This window comes from Paratractidigestivibacter sp. (assembly GCF_052362415.1).
Taxonomy (GTDB): domain Bacteria; phylum Actinomycetota; class Coriobacteriia; order Coriobacteriales; family Atopobiaceae; genus Paratractidigestivibacter.
The window spans coordinates 1-17,383 of record NZ_DAWEMK010000034.1 but is presented as its reverse complement, the minus strand read 5'-3'; the positions used below and the strand labels follow the sequence as shown (position 1 = coordinate 17,383).

The following is a 17,383-nucleotide window of genomic DNA, read 5'->3' as shown; positions in this document are numbered from 1 at the left end:
GCGCGTCGCCGCGGTCCACCCTCCCGAGCGCGCGGATGCGCCCGGCGTCGTAGAGCATGGCCTCCGCGAGCGTGGTCTTGCCCGCGTCGACGTGGGCGAGTATGCCGATGACCGCCTGCTTCAAGCGCTTCTCCTCGCTGTGCGGCAACAAAAGACGAAGTTGGGACGCATATGAATGTATCACCGACCGAGCCGGCGCCGGCAACCGCATGGGCTACGGCCACGCCGTCGACGAGCTATGGGACGCGCAGGCCCCCTTCACCGTCGCGCTCGTGGACCCCGACAACCTCAAGTACGCGAACGACGCCTTCGGTCACGACGAGGGCAATCATTACATCCTCACCGTCGCCGAGCTCCTGCGCGCCTGCCGCCGCGAGGGGGACGGGTCGGGCGCCTACCGCATCGGCGGGGACGAGTTCGTCTTGATCTCCCCGCGCGACACCGAGTCCTCACTCGCCTCCCGCCTCGAGAAGGCCCGCGATGAGCTCGTCGAGAAGTCCACTGCGACCGAGCCGATGACCTTCAGCTTCAGCTACGGCTGCTCCAAGGTCCACCCCGACGAGGGCGGAAGCCGCAAGGACATCACCGCCGACGCTGACCGGAAGATGTACCGCTACAAGCTCGCCCACCGGTCGGCCCAGCAGCGCATGCGCAACGTCCCCGGAGCCGCGGCGGCGAGGGGCGGCGACTTCAACGCGCGCTTCTTTACCGAGCGCGTCTTCGAGGCGCTCGCCATGGCGGTCCCCGAGCGCTACCAGTTCGTGATCGACATCGAGTCGGACCGCTCACGCTGGTCCGCCAACGCCGTCACCGACCTCGGCATACCCTCGGCCAACCTCGAGAACACGACCAAGGTCTGGGGCGAGCACGTCCATGCCGACGACCTCTCGGCCTACCTGGAGGGCGCAGGGGAGCTCCTCCAGGGAAAGACCCACCATCTCGCCGCCCAGTACCGCGCCCGCGACGCGGCGGGCTCCTTCATGGTCTGCGAGTGCCGCGCCTTCCGCCTGGACGGGAACGCGGACGCCGGCATCCCTTCGCTCATCGCCGGCGTCATCACGAACCGGAGCATAGCCGAGAACACCGACCTGGCCACGGGGCTGGGCGACATCCGCTCGCTCATGGCCGCCGTCGACGACTGCCGCTACGGCCAAGACAGCTGCGGGCTTTTGGGAATCAAGGTCGACGGCGTCGCCGAGATCAACGCGACGCTCGGCTACGAGGCGGGCGACCGCGCGCTGAGCCTGCTCTCGGCCCGCCTGCTCTCGGTCCTGCGCGGCCGCGGCCTCGCGTACCGTGCCCGCGGCTCCGAGTTCGTCGCGCTGCGCCAGGAGGTCTCCGCCCAGCTCGCGAAGCCGATCAGGTTCGAGGGAGAGGAGCTTCCGGTATCCATGCGCTACGCCGTGGTCTTCCTCGACCTCGTCGATCGGCAACCGCTCCCCATCCTGAACGACCTCGACCAGCGGCTCCGCGAGGGGGCGAGTACCCTTGGCCGTGCGGGCGATGGCCAGGGCGACGGCCGGGAAGGCTCCCAGGCCGGCGACGCGCACGCGCCGAGCCGCCACGGCGTGGGCTTGGGCCAGGCGCGCACGGCTGGCGAGAAGCGCCTGGACCCCTTGACCGGACTTCTTTGCAGCAGCGACTTCATCGAGACCGCGAGGGAGTGGTGCCGGGCCAACCCCGCAGAGCAGTGGGCGTTCGTCGCCCTCGACATCGACAACCTGCCGATCTTCTACGAGTGGCACGGGAAGGAGGAGGGGAAGCTCCTCGTATCCGAGGTGGCGGGAGTGCTCAGGGGCATGCAGGGCGAGAGCAAGCTCTGCGCGGGCTATTGGGGAGAGGACGACTTCAGCCTGCTCGTCGCGCTCGACCAGGAGCTTCTGGACGAGGTCTACCGGCGCGTGCGCGAGGTCGTCGCCAGCCACGACTCCTCCGTCGGGTTCCTCCCCTCGATGGGCGTCTATACGCTCGAGTCCGCCCAGGAGCTCGGCGACGACTGCTACGCGAAGGCGTCCTTCGCGAACACGCAGGGCAAGGAGCATTTCGAGACGCGCATCTGGTTCTTCCGCGCGGCGGACTGGAAGAGACAGTTCGACGAGCACCTCATGCTCTCGGACTTCCACTACGCCCTGCGCCAAGGACGCATCGGGTTCGTCCTCCAGCCACAGGTCGTCCTGGGCAGGGGGAGCATCTGCGGGGCCGAGGCGCTCGCGCGCTGGCGCACCGACGACGTCGAGCTCGACCCGGAGGAGTTCATCCCGGTCCTCGAGCGCACCGGGTTCATCGTCATGCTCGACAAGTACATCTGGAAATCGGTCGTCGCGTGGCTGCGCGACCAGCTGCGCCGCGGCTTCCAGCCCGTGCCGATCTCGTTCAACATCAGCCCGGTCGACGTGGCGACGCTCGACGTCCCCGAGCACCTCGGCAAGCTGCTCAAGGCCGAGGTCCCGGAGTCGTTGTTCCTCCAGGACCCCGACGCCGCGCACGCCCTCGTCTCGGGCCTCAAAAAGATGGGCATCGGGGTCTTCCTGGACGAGTTCGGCAACAGCCTGGGCTCGCGCGCGAGGCCGGCGTCAGCGTGATCGCGGACGACGTGCAGACCGAGCGCCAGGTCGACGCGCTGCGCGGAAGCGGCATCCGCTACATCCAAGGCTACGTGTACTACCTGCCCATGAGCCCGGCCGACCTCGAGAGCCTGCTCGCGAACACGCTGCTCGTCGAGCGGGCCGGCATCGTCGCCCTCGGCGAACAGGGCGCGAAGGAGCCGCCCGCGAAGGACGACGCCTTCCGCAAGGGCTTCTTTGCACGCTGACACCGCTGACTTGGGGGCGCGCTTTTTCCAAAGTGCCGCGGGAAATTCGTGCCCGCCCCCGATCTGCCGCCCCGTGCGCCCCGGCCTGCCGCCCCGCGCGCTCGGCATGCCGCGACCTGCCGCGTCCCGCGCCTCGGCACCCCGCGCGAATTGTGTAAAGTTGACGAGTCAACGGGCTTCTCGCCTACAATGCTGCACCGTTGAGTCGTCAACGAGAGGAGCCCTCCTTCGTGAACCCGCTTCGCCAGCTCTGGTGCCGCGCCTACCAGACCGCCTTCCGCATCGCCCTGCCCGTCCTGCCCTACACCGAGCCGCAGATCCTGGGCTCGGTCGAGGGCGTGACGCCCGTCTTTGCCGCAAAGGGCATCACGTCCGCGCTGCTGGTCACCGACCCCGGCATCGCCCGGCTCGGCCTCACGAAGGGGCTCGAGGAGTCACTCGCCGCCGCGGGTATCCGCGTCTCCGTCTACAGCAAGACCGTCGCCAACCCAACCGTGGATAACGTCGAGGAGGCCGCCGCGCTCTTTAGCGAGGGCGGCTGCCAGGCGATCATCGGCTTCGGCGGCGGCTCGGCCATGGACTGCGCAAAGGGCGTGGGCGCGCGCGTCGCCCAGCCCCACAAACCCGTGAACAAGATGCGCGGACTTTTGCGCGTGCACCGCCGCCTGCCGCTGCTCGTGGCCGTGCCCACCACCGCCGGCACCGGCTCCGAGGTCACCCTCGCCGCCGTGATCACCGACAGCGCCACGCACCACAAGTACCCCATCAACGACTTCGTGCTCATCCCGCGCTACGCCGTCCACGACCCGCGCCTCACCCTGGGCCTCCCTGCGTCGATCACCGCGACGACCGGCATGGACGCGCTCACGCACGCCGTCGAGGCATACATCGGCCGCAGCACGAACGCCTACACGCGCGCCGCCGCCGTCGAGGCCGTCCGGCTCATCCACGACAACCTCTACCAGGCCTACGCGCACGGCGACGACGAGGAGGCGCGCCGCAACATGCTCACCGCCGCCTACAAGGCGGGCATCGCCTTCACCCGCAGCTACGTGGGCTACGTCCACGGCATCGCGCACAGCCTGGGCGGCCGCTACGGCACGCCGCACGGCCTCGCGAACGCCGTTACCCTCCCCCACGTCCTGCGCGCCTACGGCGCAGCCGCCGAGCCCAAGCTCGCTGAGCTCGCCCAGGCCGCCGGCATCGGCCGGACCGGCGCCGACTTCATCGACTGGGTCGAGGGCATGAACGCCCGGATGGGCATCCCCGAGCACCTCGACTGCATCCGCGAGGAGGACATCCCCGCGATGGCCGCCTTCGCCGACGCCGAGTCCAACCCGCTCTACCCCGTCCCCGTCCTGTGGGACGCCGCCGAGCTCGCCCACATGTACCGCGTCGTCGCCGGCTACGCCCCCGCCTGCGCCCTCGCGTAGGACATCGGCGCGGCGCCCTTCTTGCCTTATCGTTGAATTGATGTGAGGCGGAAGGCCCGCCGCACCGTCGCGCCACGCCGCCGCGCAGCACCATCACGCCGCCGCACCGTCGCCTCAGGAGGAAAGAAGCCCATGGAAGCCAGCCAGGTCCACGCCATCGTCGAGCGCCAGCGCGCGCACTTCCGCTCGAACGCCACGCTGCCGGTCGCCGCGCGCAAGGCGGCGCTGCGCCGCCTCTACGACGTCGTCTCCGCGCACGAGGGCGCCATCGCCGACGCGCTCGCAGCCGACCTCGGCAAGTCCCCGGACGAGAGCTACATGTGCGAGACCGGCCTTTCGCTCGCCGAGATCCGCCACCAGATCTCGCACGTGGGCCGCTGGGCCGGCCGCCACCTGCGCCCCGTCGACCTCGCCAACGCCATCTCCTCGGCGCACGTCGAGCGCGTGCCCTATGGCGTCACGCTCGTCATGGCACCGTGGAACTACCCCTTCCTCCTGACCTTGGAGCCCCTCGCCGGCGCCCTCGCGGCGGGCAACACCGTCGTCATCAAGCCCTCCGCCTACGCGCCCGCCTCCTCCGCTGAACTGCGGCGCATTTGCGAGGAGGCCTTCGGCCCCGAGCTCGTGGCGGTCGTCGAGGGCGGCCGCGCGGAGAACACCGCGCTTCTGGACGAGGCCTGGGACTACATCTTCTTCACTGGCGGCGTCACGGTGGGCAAGCTCGTCATGAGCCGCGCGTCCGAGCACCTGACCCCCGTCACGCTCGAGCTCGGCGGAAAGAGCCCGTGCATCGTCGACGCCACGGCCAACCTGCGCGTGGCGGCCGAGCGCATCGCCTTCGGCAAGTGGCTGAACGTCGGGCAGACCTGCGTGGCGCCCGACTACCTGCTCGTGGACGAGCGCGTGGAGGAGGCGTTCCTCTCCGAGCTCGCCCGCGCCGTCGAGCGCCAGCTCGGGGATGCCCCTCTTTCCAACCCCGAATACGGCAAGATGATCAACCGCAAGCACTTCGACCGCGTCCGCGGCCTCATCGACCCGGCCAAGGTCGTCCTCGGCGGCGAGTCGGACGAGGCCTCGCTCAAAATCGCGCCCACCGTCATGCGCGGCGTGACCGCAGGCGACGCCGTCATGGGCGAGGAGATCTTCGGGCCCGTGCTGCCCGTGATCAGCTACCGCGCGCTCGACGAGGTCATCGACTTCGTCCGCTCGCGCCCGACGCCTTTGGCCTGCTACCTCTTTAGCGAGGACCGCGCGGCCCAGCGCCGCGTGACCGTCGAGGTCCCCTTCGGCGGCGGCTGCGTCAACGACTGCATCATGCACCTCGCCACGAGTCACATGGGCTTCGGCGGCATGGGCGCCTCCGGCATGGGCAGCTACCACGGGCGCAAGAGCTTCGAGACCTTCACGCACGAGAAGTCCGTGATCAGCAAGGCCACCTTCTTTGACGCGCCGTTCCGTTACGCGCCCCACGCCGACTGGAAGCGCCCCTTCATCCACCTCTTCGTGCACTAAAAATGACGAAAAGGGACTGTCCCTTTTCGTCATTCAAGGCGCGCGGCGCTTCGGGGTACCATAAAGCCGTTATGGCTTCTTTACCCGAAGGAGGGCACATGCCCGCGAACAAACCCGTGAAGATCGTGATGCTCACCGGCTACCTCGGCGCCGGCAAGACCACGCTGCTCAACCACATCCTCGGAAACGACGGCGGCATCCGCGCCGCGGTCATCGTCAACGACATCGGCGAGGTCAACGTCGACGCGAGCCTCATCCGCGACGGCGGCCTCACCGAGGCCGAGGACATCATCCCGCTGACCAACGGCTGCATCTGCTGCACGCTGGCCGACGACCTCGCCAACCAGCTCTCGACCCTGGCCGACTCCGGCGACTTCGACTACATCATCATTGAGGCCTCCGGCATCTGCGAGCCCGTGCCCATCGCCTACACCATCAGCGCCTTCTGCGACGAGGAGAAGGCCGGCGGCGAGCCCAAGCTCGCGCTCGACAACATCGTCGCCGTCGTCGACTGCGCGCGCATGTACGACGAGTTCCACGGCGGACGCGACCTTCTGGCCGACGACATCGACGAGGACGACATCGAGGCGCTCATCATCTCGCAGATCGAGTTCTGCTCCACGCTCATCCTCAACAAGACGGACACCGTCACGCCCGAGCAGCTCCAGGAGCTCAAGGCCATCGTCCGCAGCCTCCAGAAGGACGCCGTCATCGTCGAGGCCGAGCAGGGCGAGGTCCCCATGGACCAGATCCTGGACACCGACCGCTTCGACTTCATGAAGGCCTACAACTCCGCCGCCTGGATCGAGGCCATGGAGCACCCCGAGGAACACGACGACCCCGAGGTCCTCGAGTACGACATCCAGACCTTCGTCTACCACCGCCGCCAGCCCTTCGACCACGAGGCGTTCCAGCGCTACGTCGAGTACAACTGGCCCGACGAGGTCGTGCGCGCCAAGGGCTGCGTCTGGACGACCCTGAACACCGACATGTGCTACCTCTTTGAGCAGGCCGGCCACCAGATGCGCCTCTCGGAGAACGGCCTCTTTGTCGACTCCGCGCCCGAGGAGGAAAAGAAGCAGATCCTGGCCGAGACTCCCGAGATCCTCGACACCTGGGACCCCGAGGTCGGCGACCGCGAGACCAAACTCTGCATCATCGGCCGCCACATGGACCGCGCCTCCATCGAGGCCCAGCTCGACGCGCTTCTTACCACCTGGGAGCGCGACGAGTAGGACCTGAGCTGCCCGCTCGCCCATGCGCCCGGCATACCCGGCCGTCGTCCGCAGCCCGCGGGCGGCGGCCTTCTTTGTGCGCGCGGGACGGGCGATGCGCGATAATGGGTGGGTCGGGCGTCGAGAGGGGCGAAGATGAGCGAACCCATCCAGACCGAGCGCGTGTGCGCGGGCGCAGGGCACGACTGCGCGTTCTCCCGCGCGGGGAGCTCCTGCATGGACAACATCCGCCTCTTTGCCGACCTGCCCGCCGACGCCAAGCGCGAGCTTTTGGCCTGCTCGCGGCATACCGCGCACGCCGAGGGCGACATCATCGTCCACGAGGGCGACCCCATCGAGTCGATCATCGTCGTGCGCTCGGGCCGCATAAAGACGTTCCGCGTGAACTCGGACGGAGAGGAATACGTCCTCGACGTGCTTCACGACGGCCAGGCGCTCTGGCACGGGATGTTCACCGCCGACCACGTCTACCGCTACTCCGTCGAGTGCCTCGCGCCGGTGCGCCTGTGCCGGATCCACCGCGCGGACTTCGAGGCGCTCCTCTCCAACCACCCCGACGTGGCGCTGGGGCTGATCCGCATGATCACGACCGAGCTCGACGAGGCGGAAGAGAGGATCTTGATGCTCTCCATCCGCGACCCGCGCCAGCGGCTCGCCAAGTACCTGCTCGCGCGCGACCAGCGCTGCGCCGGCCCCGAGATCCGCCTCAAGCTCGAGGACATCGCCGCGAGCGTGGGCCTGCGCCCCGAGACCGTCAGCCGCAACATCGCCCGCTTCGCGCGCGAGGGGCTGATCGAGCGCCCCGGCCGCGGGCGGATCCTCGTCGTGGACCACGAGGGGCTGAGGGCGATTTCGCGTCCATAGGCCCCGCGCCGCGCTTCGTTGCCCGCGGGCCCCGCGCGGCTCATCGCCGGCCGCGGCATACCGTTTGCCGGCACAAACCGACCGTTCACCGCCTGAAAACGCGAATTTCTCGTTACTTGATTCCAGTCAAGGAACGCTGAAGCGTCCCTCGTTAGATTTGCTACCGTTCGCAATCGTCGCGAAGCAGGCAATCCGAACGAGGAGGCGCGCATGCAGGGGAACATCCACTCGATCGAGTCATTCGGCTCGGCAGACGGCCCCGGCGTCCGCTTCCTCATCTTCCTCAAGGGCTGCCCGATGCGCTGCGCCTACTGCCACAACCCGGACACCTGGGCCGGCAAGGGCGGCGAGCTCCGAGGTGCCGACGAGCTCCTCGACCAGGCCGAGCGCTACCGCAGCTACTGGGGCCCCGAGGGTGGCATCACCGTCAGCGGCGGCGAGGCGCTCTGCCAGCTCGACTTCGTCCTCGAGCTCTTCCGGAAGGCGCACGCCCGCGGCATCAACACCTGCCTGGACACGAGCCTCGCGCCCTTCACGTGCGAGCCCGCCTGGCTCCAGAAGTTCGACCAGCTCATGGACGACTGCGACCTCGTGATGGCGGACATCAAGCACATCGACCCCGCCGAGCACCTCGCCCTCACCGGGCGCGGCAACGAGAACATCCTCGACTGCCTGCGCTACCTCGCGCAGCGCGAGCAGCCCCTGTGGATCCGCCACGTCCTCGTGCCGGGCGTCACCGACGTCGACGACTACCTGCGCCGGACACGCGACTTCATCGCGGGCCTCGGCGACGCCGTCAAGCGCGTCGAGGTGCTCCCCTACCACACCCTCGGCGTCTTCAAATGGGAGGAGCTCGGCATCCCCTACCGGCTCGAGGGCGTCGAGCCCCCGACCCCGGAGCGCACCGCGCGGGCGCAGCAGATCCTGCGCGGCGAGCTGGAGATATAGCGTCACCACGCACCACCGCACCACCACCGACTTCAAGTCATTAAACGCGCCACGGCCCCGGCTCAGGGCCAACGCGCCGAACAAAAGGAGGCATGACAATGCAGCTTCGCGACGAATGGACCGGCTTTACCGGCGGTCACTGGGTGGACGACATCAACGTCCGTGACTTCATCCAGAACAACTACACCCCCTACGACGGCGACGACTCGTTCCTCGCCGGCCCGACCAACGCCACCAACGAGCTCTGGGGCAAGGTCCAGGAGCTCCAAGCCGAGGAGCGCGCCCACGACGGCGTCCTCGAGTGCGAGACCGAGGTCGTCTCTGGCCTGACCGCCTATGGCCCGGGCTACATCGGCGAGGGCACCAAGGACCTCGAGAAGGTCGTCGGCCTCCAGACCGACAAGCCCCTCAAGCGCGCCTTCATGCCCTACGGCGGCATCAAGATGGCCCAGCAGGCGGCCGAGAACTACGGCTTCCACGTGAACGACAAGTTCAACCAGATCTTCAACGAGTACCACAAGACCCACAACCAGGCCGTCTTCGACGCCTACACCCCCGAGATGCGCGCCGCCCGCCACTCCCACGTCATCACCGGCCTTCCCGACACCTACGGCCGCGGCCGCATCGTCGGCGACTACCGCCGCGTGGCCCTCTACGGCGTCGACCGCCTCATCGCCGGCAAGAAGGCCGACCAGCTCAACTGCGGCGACGGCACCATGACCGACGACGTCATCCGCCAGCGCGAGGAGCTCGCCGACCAGATCCGCGCCCTCCAGGGCATGAAGAAGATGGCCGAGATCTACGGCTACGACATCTCGCAGCCCGCCCGCGACGCCCACGAGGCCGTCCAGTGGCTCTATTTCGGCTACCTCGCCGCCATCAAGACCCAGAACGGCGCCGCCATGTCCGTGGGCCGCGTCTCCACCTTCCTGGACATCTACATCCAGCGCGACCTCGAGGCCGGCAAGATCACCGAGTCCGAGGCCCAGGAGCTCATCGACCACCTCGTCCTCAAGCTCCGCATGGTCAAGTTCGCCCGCATTCCTTCTTACCAGGCACTCTTCTCGGGCGACCCGGTCTGGGCGACGCTCGAGGTCGCCGGCCTCGGCCAGGACGGCCGCAGCCTCGTGACCAAGAACGACTACCGCTTCCTGCACACGCTCGAGAACATGGGCCCGGCCCCCGAGCCGAACCTCACCGTCCTCTACAGCAAGCGCCTGCAGGAGAACTTCCGCAAGTACGCGGCAAAGATCTCGGTCACCACGTCCTCGATCCAGTACGAGAACGACGACGTCATGCGTCCGGTCTGGGGCGACGACTACTCCATCTGCTGCTGCGTCTCTGCCACCGAGACCGGCAAGGAGATGCAGTTCTTCGGCGCCCGCGCCAACCTCGCCAAGTGCCTGAACTACGCCATCAACGGCGGCAAGGACGAGAAGTTCATGGACAAGCAGGGCAACCACATGCAGGTCGGCCCTGAGTACGCGCCCATCACCAGCGAGTACCTCGACTACAACGAGGTCATGCACAAGTTCGACCTCATGATGGACTGGCTCGCCGACCTCTACGTCAACATCCTGAACCTCATCCAGTACATGCACGACAAGTACTACTACGAGGCCGCCGAGATGGCCCTCATCGACACCAACGTGCGCCGCACCTTCGCGACCGGTATCGCCGGCTTCTCCCACGTCGTCGACTCCATCAGCGCCATGAAGTACGCCAAGGTCAAGACCGTCCGCGACGAGCAGGGCATCGTCGTCGACTACGAGGTCGAGGGCGACTTCCCCAAGTACGGCAACGACGACGACCGCGCCGACGACATCGCCGTCTGGCTGCTCAAGACCTTCATGGCCAAGATCGCCAAGCACCACACCGACCGCAACTCCGAGCCCACGACCTCGATCCTGACGATCACCTCCAACGTGGTCTACGGCAAGGCCACCGGCGGCACCCCCGACGGCCGCAAGGCGTTCACCCCGTTCGCCCCGGGCGCCAACCCCGCCTACGGCGCTGAGCAGAGCGGCCTTCTGGCCTCCCTCAACTCCGTGGCCAAGCTCCCCTACGAGTACGCCCTCGACGGCATCTCCAACACACAGACCATCAACCCGTCTGCCCTGGGCAACGACGACGAGCAGCGCACCGCCAACCTCGTCAACGTCCTCGACGGCTACTTCGCCAACGGCGCTCACCACCTGAACGTCAACGTCTTCGGCGTCGAGAAGCTCAAGGACGCCATGGAGCACCCCGAGAAGCCCGAGTACGCCAACTTCACCATCCGAGTCTCCGGCTACGCCGTGAAGTTCATCGACCTCACCCGCGAGCAGCAGCTCGACGTCATCGCCCGTACCTGCCACGAGCGCATGTAATCCGACGCCTCCTGCATAGCAAAGGCCCCGCAGCTCTTATGAGTTGCGGGGCCTTTTGGTGCGGGGAGGTTTTCGGCTGTGGCATGCTTGGCGGGCGTGTTTGATGGAGGGGATGTTTGTCGGCCGGGCGCCCCGCCGCGCCCATGGCGCTAGAGGTCCTTCTTCTCGTAGATCCCAAGGCTCACGGCGCAGCTCGCGGCGTACAGGGCCAAGGAGAACGCCACGATGCCGGCAAGGCACATGAGCAGGTTCTCGTCGACCCAGCGCACGATACCCGCGAGCACACCGGGCGACATGGCGCCGATGCCCAACGCCACCCCAACGGAAATGACGATCGCCACGGCGCAGGCAAAGAAGCGCATGCCCCTCATGGCCCCGAACTTCACCGAGAAAGGCATCGCCACGGCGCATATCACCAGGCCGCACGCGAGCGAGGCGACCGACGACGCAACCAGCTCGGCCACGCCAGGCGCGTCCGTCCGCGTCCCCAGCGGCGCGCCGAACAGCGCTTGGAAGGCGCCGCCGAGCACGACCGCCAGCGCGATGCCAACGAGCCCGAGCAGGAGGACGGCCAGGTAGCGCCCCACGACGACCTCCCTGCGCGAGAACGGCATCGTGGCGCGGAACCTTCCCCAGCCGCCCTGGTCGTCGTAGCCGGTGAGCGAGAACATGCAGAGCAGGACCATCATGACGGCGACGCTTCCCACCGCGGAAAGCCCGCTCCCGCCAAGCGTGAGGAACGCGCAGACTGCCACGAGGGTGATGCCGATCGAGGGCAGGAAGGGCACAAGCGTCTTGATGTCGCAAATGATGGCGGTCTTCATCGGGTCTCTCCCTTCAGGAAGAAGTGCAGGTACTCGTCCACGCTCGCATGGTCGCAGGCGACGTCCGGGAACGCCTCGGCGAACTCGAAGCGGTTGGGCACCAGAACGTCGCAGCCATACTCGCGGCGCAGCAGGCGCGCATCGTCGACGCAGGAGAGGACCTCGCTCGCCCGAGAGGAGGCGCAGTGCGCGATGCCCGCAGTATCGGTGATGTCCTCGCGCGGCACGTCGAACGCGATGCGCCCCGCATCGATGGCGACCACGCGATCCGCAATGCGCTCGAGGTCGCTCGTGATGTGGCTCGAGAGCAGAACGCCATGGGCAGCGCCGCGCCCCTGCCCATCGTCGCCCGCGCTCGCGAAGGCCCGCAGCTGGTCGAGGACCTCGTCGCGCGCGATGGGGTCGAGGCCCGCCGTAGCCTCGTCAAGGACCAGCAGCTCCGCGCCGTGCGAGAGGGCAACCGCCAGCTGCAGCTTCATGCCCATGCCGCGGGAGAGGTCGCGGACCTTGGTTTTGGGGAGGATCCCCGCTCGCGCCGTGAGGTCATCGAAGGTCGCCTGGTCCCAGTTGGAGTACGCGGGGGCCACGCAGGCCACGACCTGGGAAACCGTGTGGTCGCGCGGGAACGGACAGGCGTCGAGCACCATGCCAACGCGTGAACGCGCCTCTCGCTGGACAGGCGCCTTGCAGCCAGGACCGAACGGCTGCCCAAAAAGCCGTATCGAGCCCGAGTCCGTGTGGAGGAGCCCCAAGGCGGCGCGAAGCGTGGTGGTCTTGCCCGCGCCGTTGGTGCCCACGAGGCCGACGACCTCGCCCGCGCCCACGGCGAGGTCTATGCCGCCGAGGGAGAACGAGTCGCTCACGCGCCGACTTACGCCCTTCATTTCCAGCAGGTTCGTCATGTTCCATCCCCTCTCTACTTGAGGCCCGAAGGCGCCATAAGATCGACCATGTCGTGGAGCTCCGCGCGCGAAAGCCCGAGCTCAGCGGCTTCGTTCGCTGCCCGGCCCACGAGTTGCTCCACATGCCGCATGCGCTGCTCGCGCAAAAGCTCGTTGCTCGTTTCGGCCACAAAGGTGCCCTTACCTTGGACGGTCGCGATGAGCCCCTCCGCCTCGAGGTCCGAGTAGGCGCGCTTTGTGGTGATGACGGATACGCCCAAGCCATCCGCCAAGGCTCGAATCGACGGCAGGCGCTCACCCGCCGCGAGCGCACCCGAAAGGATCTGCGAGCGAATCTGGGAGGATATCTGCTCGTAGATGGGCTTATCGCTTGAGTTAGAGAGGATGATGTCCATACCCGGTCCTTAGGTGTGTATATCTGTTAAGCACAGTATATATACGCTATACACACTTAAGCAACAACATTTTTGATTCCGGCGGACGCGCCGCCTGCGAGATCGCACGTTTGACTTGCGAGGGCTGGCACCTCACGCACAAAGCGGGGCGCTAAAGTACGTAGAACGATGGGTCATCGTTGAACGTCGGCTGGATACCGCGCGACGAGAAGAACCTCGCGATCGCCTCGCGCACCTCGCCGTCGCGCTCCCCCAGCGAGTCCCAGCTGAAGAACTGCCCGCCGCATGCGTCGTGCAGATGGATGCGCGTGCTCAGCCCCGCGGCGGCGAGCTCTTTGTTGCAGGCCTCGACATCGAAGGTGTTCACGATCTTCGCCATGGCGACCCCTACCCTTCCGTCTGCCTCGGCGGCACGAGCACGTCGTAGCGCACGGCCTTGCCGGAAATCGAATAGCTCGGCTTGATGCCCGCGAGCTGAGGACCTTTGGCCGGGCGCTTGATCACGACCTTGCGCGGGGACGCGGCGAGCGCGGCGGCGACCAGCTCGTTCTCCTCCTCGCATGGCTGCTCAAGGTGATGGAGCAGCTGGAATTTCTTTTTGACCGCAGCGGACTTGGTGCGCCCGGGAAACATCGGGTCCAGGTAGACGACATCGGGCGCAAAGCCGAGCTCCGCCAGACCGGCGATGCTGTCCCCGCCCACGAGCGTCATGCGCTCAACGATATCCTTGAGCTGCGGCTCATTCGCCGCCCGCTCCATAGCGTCGGCGAGCAGCGCGCAGATCGTCTCGTCGCGCTCAAAGAGCGTCACGCGGAACCCCGCCGCCGCGAGGAGCAGCGAGTCCTCGCCGAGGCCCGCTGTGCAGTCGATGGCCGTCGGCTCCTCGGCGCCGCGGACGCGCGCCGCGCGAACGAGCAGCTCGCGGCCCAACCGGTCTGTGCGCAGGCGCGGCAGCATCCGCGTGAAGTCCCCGAGAAGCTCCATGCCGCCGCCCACGAGCGCGAGCCCGCGCTCGTCTCGGCGCAGCTCAACGGTCTTCGCGCTCTCCGATGCCGACCTGCGCGCCATGGCGCTAGTCGAGCTGGATCTTCTGAACGCCCTCGCGCGAGCTCTCGCGGTACAGGGTGAACTTACGGCCGATGACCTGCACGACCTCGGCGCCGAGGTGCTCAGCGAGCTCTTCTGCGGCCTCGCGCGTGGAGAGCGCGGAGGTGTCGAGCACGGAGCACTTGATGAGCTCGTGCTTCTCGAGGTACTCGCTCGCCTGCTCGACGGTGTTCTCGGTCACGTTGGACTTGCCCACGATAACGGCGGGCTCGAGGTGGTGCGCGAGGCTGCGGAGCTGCCTGATCTGACGTCCGGCGAGAGCCATGGTCTACCTGCTTTCATGCGGATGCGCGGTGCCAAGCCGCGCGAAGACTACGAGTTAACTGCCCAACTCTAGCAGAAATCCGCAGCTAGCTTTACTTGTGATACGGTTCTCCGCGCGAAATCTTGCATGCGCGGTACACCTGCTCCAAAAGCACGACGCGCGCGAGGTTATGCGGCAGCGTGATCGGACCGAAGCTCAGCGTCTCGTCGGCGCGCGCCCGGACCTCATCGCTCACGCCGTCCGAGCCGCCGATGACGAAGGCGATGTCGCTCTTCCCGCCAAGCGCGAGCTCGTCGAGCCGGCGCGAGAAATCCTCGCTCGAGCGCTCCTTGCCCTCGATGGCGAGCAGGATGACATGCGTCCGCGGCCCGATGGCGCCGAGGATCGCCGCACCCTCGCGCCTCCGCGCCGCTTCGACGCCTCCCGCGCGCGCCGGGTCGACGTCTGCGACCTCGCGCACCTCGACCTTGGCGTACGCCCTGAGCCGCTTGACGTACTCGGCGCATGCCGCGACCCAGAACTTCTCTTTGAGCTTGCCCACGCACACGACGGTGTAGCGCACCGCATCTCCTTCCTCGCCTTGCCGACGGATCGCCTCGGTGCCAAGGCGGTCCACCGGCGGCCATAAGCGGTCGGCGCGGAGCTTCCGCATACCGCTCAATCGATGATTGAGCCCACCCACGCCTTCTTCCCGGACATAATAAACCCGCTGGTAGAATGAGGTAGTTTTTTGCCGAGCGCAAGGAGGAACCGTGCTTCAGGACAACAAAATCTGGATGGCCCAGGGCGACAACCCCTGCTACCTGCTCCTTAATCAAGCCAACCGCCACGGCCTCATCGCCGGCGCCTCCGGCACGGGCAAGACGGTCACGCTCAAGCTCATGGCGGAGGGCTTCTCGCAGGCGGGCGTCCCCGTCTTTATGGCCGACGTCAAGGGCGACGTCAGCGGCATGTGCCAGGCGGGCGTCGACTCCGAGGGCATGCAGAAGCGCATCGCCAAGTTCGGCCTCGAGGGCTTTACCTACAAAGGCTGCCCGGCGCGCTTCTGGAGCATGGACGGCATCGGCGGCGTCCCCGTCCGCGTCACGGTCTCGGATATGGGCCCGACCCTGCTCGCCCGCCTGCTCGGTCTCACGAAGGTCCAGGAAGGCGTGCTCAACATCGTGTTCCGCATCGCCGACGACCGCCAGCTGCTGCTCATCGACATGAAGGACCTCCGCGCAATGCTCACCTACGTGAGCGAGCACGCTAAGGAGTACACGACGACCTACGGCAACGTCTCGGCGCAGTCCGTCGGCGCCATCCTACGCGCGCTCATCGCCGTCGAGGACCAGGGCGGCGACGTGTTCTTCGGCGAGCCCGCGCTCGAGCTCTCCGACTGGTTCGCCTGCGACGAGAACGGCGAGGGCTACATCAACATCCTCGACGCGACCAAGCTCGTCCAGCAGCCGCAGATCTACTCGATGTTCCTGCTCTGGATGCTCTCGGACCTCTTTGAGAAGCTCCCCGAGGTGGGCGACATGGAAAAGCCCAAGTTCGTGTTCTTCTTTGACGAGGCGCACCTCCTGTTTAAGGACATGCCCTCCGAGCTGCTGAACAAGATCATCCAGGTCGTCAAGCTCATCCGTTCCAAGGGCGTCGGCGTGTACTTTATCTCGCAGTCCCCGAGCGACATCCCCGACGAGGTCTTGGCCCAGCTCTCCAACCGCGTCCAGCACGGCCTGCGCGCCTACACCCCCGCCGAGCAGAAGGCCGTCAAGGCCGCTGCAGCCGCCTTCCGCAAGAACCCCAAGTTCAAGAGTGAGGTCGCCATCATGGAGCTCGGCACGGGCGAGGCGCTCGTGAGCTTCCTCGACGAGGACGGCAAGCCCTCGATCGTCGAGAACGCGAAGATCCTCCCGCCGCAATGCCTGATGGCGGCCGCCAGCGACGAGGCAAAGGCCGCCGCCGTCGCCGGACAGTCCGCGCTCATGGAGAAGTACGGCAGCGCCATCGACCGCGAGAGCGCCTACGAGCTGATCCTCGGCGAGCAGCAGGAGAACGCCGCCGCCGAGCAGCTCGCCAAGGAGCGCGCCGAGCTCGAGGCCCAGAAGGCAGAGTTCGCCAAGCAGCAGGCCGCCGCCCAAGCGAAGGCCGAGAAGGAAGCCGCGCGTCAGCAGCGCCTGGCCGAGCAGGAGGCCGCGAGGCAGCAGAAGGAGGCCGAGAAAGCCGCGGAGAAGGCGGCCAAGGAGCGCCAGAAGCAGCTCGACGCGATGACCCGCGCCGCCGCGAGCGTGCTCACCTCCGCGGGCCGCACCGCAGCCAACCAGATCATCCGCGGAATCTTCGGCACGCGGCGATAGTCGATCGCCCGGGCCTTGGGCGGAGCCGCTGCGTTAGAATCGTCCCCATGGCAGCTCAGTACCAGCACATATCGCACGGTTTCGACCCCATCTACGACGAGCGCTCGCGCGTTCTCGTTCTGGGGTCGTTCCCTTCCGTAAAGAGCCGGCAGAACGAGTTCTACTACGGCAACCCGCAGAACCGCTTCTGGCGCGTGATCGCCGGATGCGAGGGTTGCGCGGAACCTGAGTCCATCCCCCAGAAGCGGGAGATGCTCCTTTCGCACGGCATCGCGCTGTGGGACGTCATCGCCGAGTGCGACATCAAGGGCTCGAGCGACGCGAGTATAAAGAACGTGCAGGCCAACGATATTGCGCGGATCCTCGCCGCCGCGC

18 protein-coding genes are annotated in these 17,383 nt (G+C 67.2%); 10 read left to right on the top strand and 8 right to left on the bottom strand.

All coding sequences use genetic code 11. From position 1 onward, the window contains the following. Positions 1 to 124, bottom strand: a 124-nt coding sequence (locus tag ACT84W_RS05065; protein WP_444328421.1) for a GTP-binding protein, incomplete at its 3' end; no start/stop codon positions are given. 85 nt (positions 125 to 209) lie between these two features. On the opposite strand from ACT84W_RS05065, the gene ACT84W_RS05060 reads away from it, so the two are divergent. The 8 genes from ACT84W_RS05060 to pflB all read left to right on the top strand — a co-directional run bounded on the left by ACT84W_RS05060 (position 210) and on the right by pflB (position 11,173). Beyond that, positions 210 to 2,582 (top strand): diguanylate cyclase domain-containing protein, encoded by a 2,373-nt coding sequence (locus ACT84W_RS05060; protein ID WP_444328420.1) that lies wholly within the window; start codon positions 210 to 212, stop codon positions 2,580 to 2,582. Continuing rightward, positions 2,579 to 2,812 (top strand): hypothetical protein, encoded by a 234-nt coding sequence (locus ACT84W_RS05055; RefSeq protein ID WP_444328419.1) that lies wholly within the window; start codon positions 2,579 to 2,581, stop codon positions 2,810 to 2,812. Before ACT84W_RS05060 ends, ACT84W_RS05055 begins: the two co-directional genes overlap by 4 nt. 230 nt (positions 2,813 to 3,042) lie before the next feature. Beyond that, on the top strand, positions 3,043 to 4,245 hold the full coding sequence (locus tag ACT84W_RS05050; protein WP_432290929.1) for an iron-containing alcohol dehydrogenase: 1,203 nt from the start codon (positions 3,043 to 3,045) through the stop codon (positions 4,243 to 4,245). Between the two features lie 132 nt (positions 4,246 to 4,377). Next, positions 4,378 to 5,757 carry an aldehyde dehydrogenase family protein gene (locus ACT84W_RS05045; protein WP_444328418.1) on the top strand — a complete coding sequence of 460 codons (1,380 nt, stop codon included), beginning with the start codon at positions 4,378 to 4,380 and terminating at the stop codon, positions 5,755 to 5,757. Between the two features lie 98 nt (positions 5,758 to 5,855). After that, positions 5,856 to 6,992: a CobW family GTP-binding protein gene (locus ACT84W_RS05040; protein ID WP_417575305.1), complete on the top strand. Its 1,137-nt coding sequence runs from the start codon at positions 5,856 to 5,858 to the stop codon at positions 6,990 to 6,992. Between the two features lie 135 nt (positions 6,993 to 7,127). Continuing rightward, entirely contained in the window at positions 7,128 to 7,856 is a 729-nt protein-coding gene (locus ACT84W_RS05035; protein ID WP_432290931.1) for a Crp/Fnr family transcriptional regulator, read from the top strand. A gap of 210 nt (positions 7,857 to 8,066) precedes the next feature. Next, the gene (gene pflA, locus ACT84W_RS05030; protein WP_444328417.1) at positions 8,067 to 8,804 is read left to right on the top strand and encodes a pyruvate formate-lyase-activating protein; all 738 of its coding nucleotides are present in this window, start codon (positions 8,067 to 8,069) and stop codon (positions 8,802 to 8,804) included. Positions 8,805 to 8,902: 98 nt separating this feature from the next. Beyond that, complete coding sequence (gene pflB, locus ACT84W_RS05025) at positions 8,903 to 11,173, top strand: formate C-acetyltransferase (protein ID WP_444328416.1); 2,271 nt, start codon at positions 8,903 to 8,905, stop codon at positions 11,171 to 11,173. Between the two features lie 149 nt (positions 11,174 to 11,322). Here pflB and ACT84W_RS05020 read toward each other — a convergent pair whose 3' ends face one another. From ACT84W_RS05020 to rlmH, 7 genes are all read right to left on the bottom strand, one after another. Continuing rightward, positions 11,323 to 11,997 carry an ABC-2 transporter permease gene (locus ACT84W_RS05020; RefSeq protein ID WP_444328415.1) on the bottom strand — a complete coding sequence of 225 codons (675 nt, stop codon included), beginning with the start codon at positions 11,995 to 11,997 and terminating at the stop codon, positions 11,323 to 11,325. Next, positions 11,994 to 12,899, bottom strand: coding sequence for an ABC transporter ATP-binding protein (locus ACT84W_RS05015; protein WP_444328414.1), 906 nt, complete (start codon positions 12,897 to 12,899; stop codon positions 11,994 to 11,996). Before ACT84W_RS05015 ends, ACT84W_RS05020 begins: the two co-directional genes overlap by 4 nt. Before the next feature lie 14 nt (positions 12,900 to 12,913). Then, positions 12,914 to 13,294 carry a GntR family transcriptional regulator gene (locus ACT84W_RS05010; protein ID WP_417575311.1) on the bottom strand — a complete coding sequence of 127 codons (381 nt, stop codon included), beginning with the start codon at positions 13,292 to 13,294 and terminating at the stop codon, positions 12,914 to 12,916. Positions 13,295 to 13,445: 151 nt separating this feature from the next. After that, the gene (locus ACT84W_RS05005) at positions 13,446 to 13,673 is read right to left on the bottom strand and encodes an RDAC family protein (RefSeq protein ID WP_432290937.1); all 228 of its coding nucleotides are present in this window, start codon (positions 13,671 to 13,673) and stop codon (positions 13,446 to 13,448) included. Between the two features lie 8 nt (positions 13,674 to 13,681). Continuing rightward, positions 13,682 to 14,362, bottom strand: coding sequence for a class I SAM-dependent methyltransferase (locus tag ACT84W_RS05000; protein WP_444328413.1), 681 nt, complete (start codon positions 14,360 to 14,362; stop codon positions 13,682 to 13,684). 4 nt (positions 14,363 to 14,366) lie between these two features. Next, positions 14,367 to 14,666 (bottom strand): ribosome assembly RNA-binding protein YhbY, encoded by a 300-nt coding sequence (yhbY, locus tag ACT84W_RS04995; protein WP_417575314.1) that lies wholly within the window; start codon positions 14,664 to 14,666, stop codon positions 14,367 to 14,369. A 91-nt stretch (positions 14,667 to 14,757) separates the two neighbouring features. Next, the gene (rlmH, locus tag ACT84W_RS04990) at positions 14,758 to 15,228 is read right to left on the bottom strand and encodes a 23S rRNA (pseudouridine(1915)-N(3))-methyltransferase RlmH (protein WP_444328412.1); all 471 of its coding nucleotides are present in this window, start codon (positions 15,226 to 15,228) and stop codon (positions 14,758 to 14,760) included. A gap of 190 nt (positions 15,229 to 15,418) precedes the next feature. Here rlmH and ACT84W_RS04985 point away from each other — a divergent pair, with 190 nt between their 5' ends. Further along, a complete protein-coding gene (locus ACT84W_RS04985; protein WP_444328411.1) occupies positions 15,419 to 17,008 on the top strand; it encodes a helicase HerA-like domain-containing protein in 1,590 nt (529 codons plus the stop codon). 47 nt (positions 17,009 to 17,055) lie between these two features. Continuing rightward, on the top strand, positions 17,056 to 17,383 hold a 328-nt coding region (locus ACT84W_RS04980), incomplete at its 3' end, for a DNA-deoxyinosine glycosylase (RefSeq protein WP_444328410.1).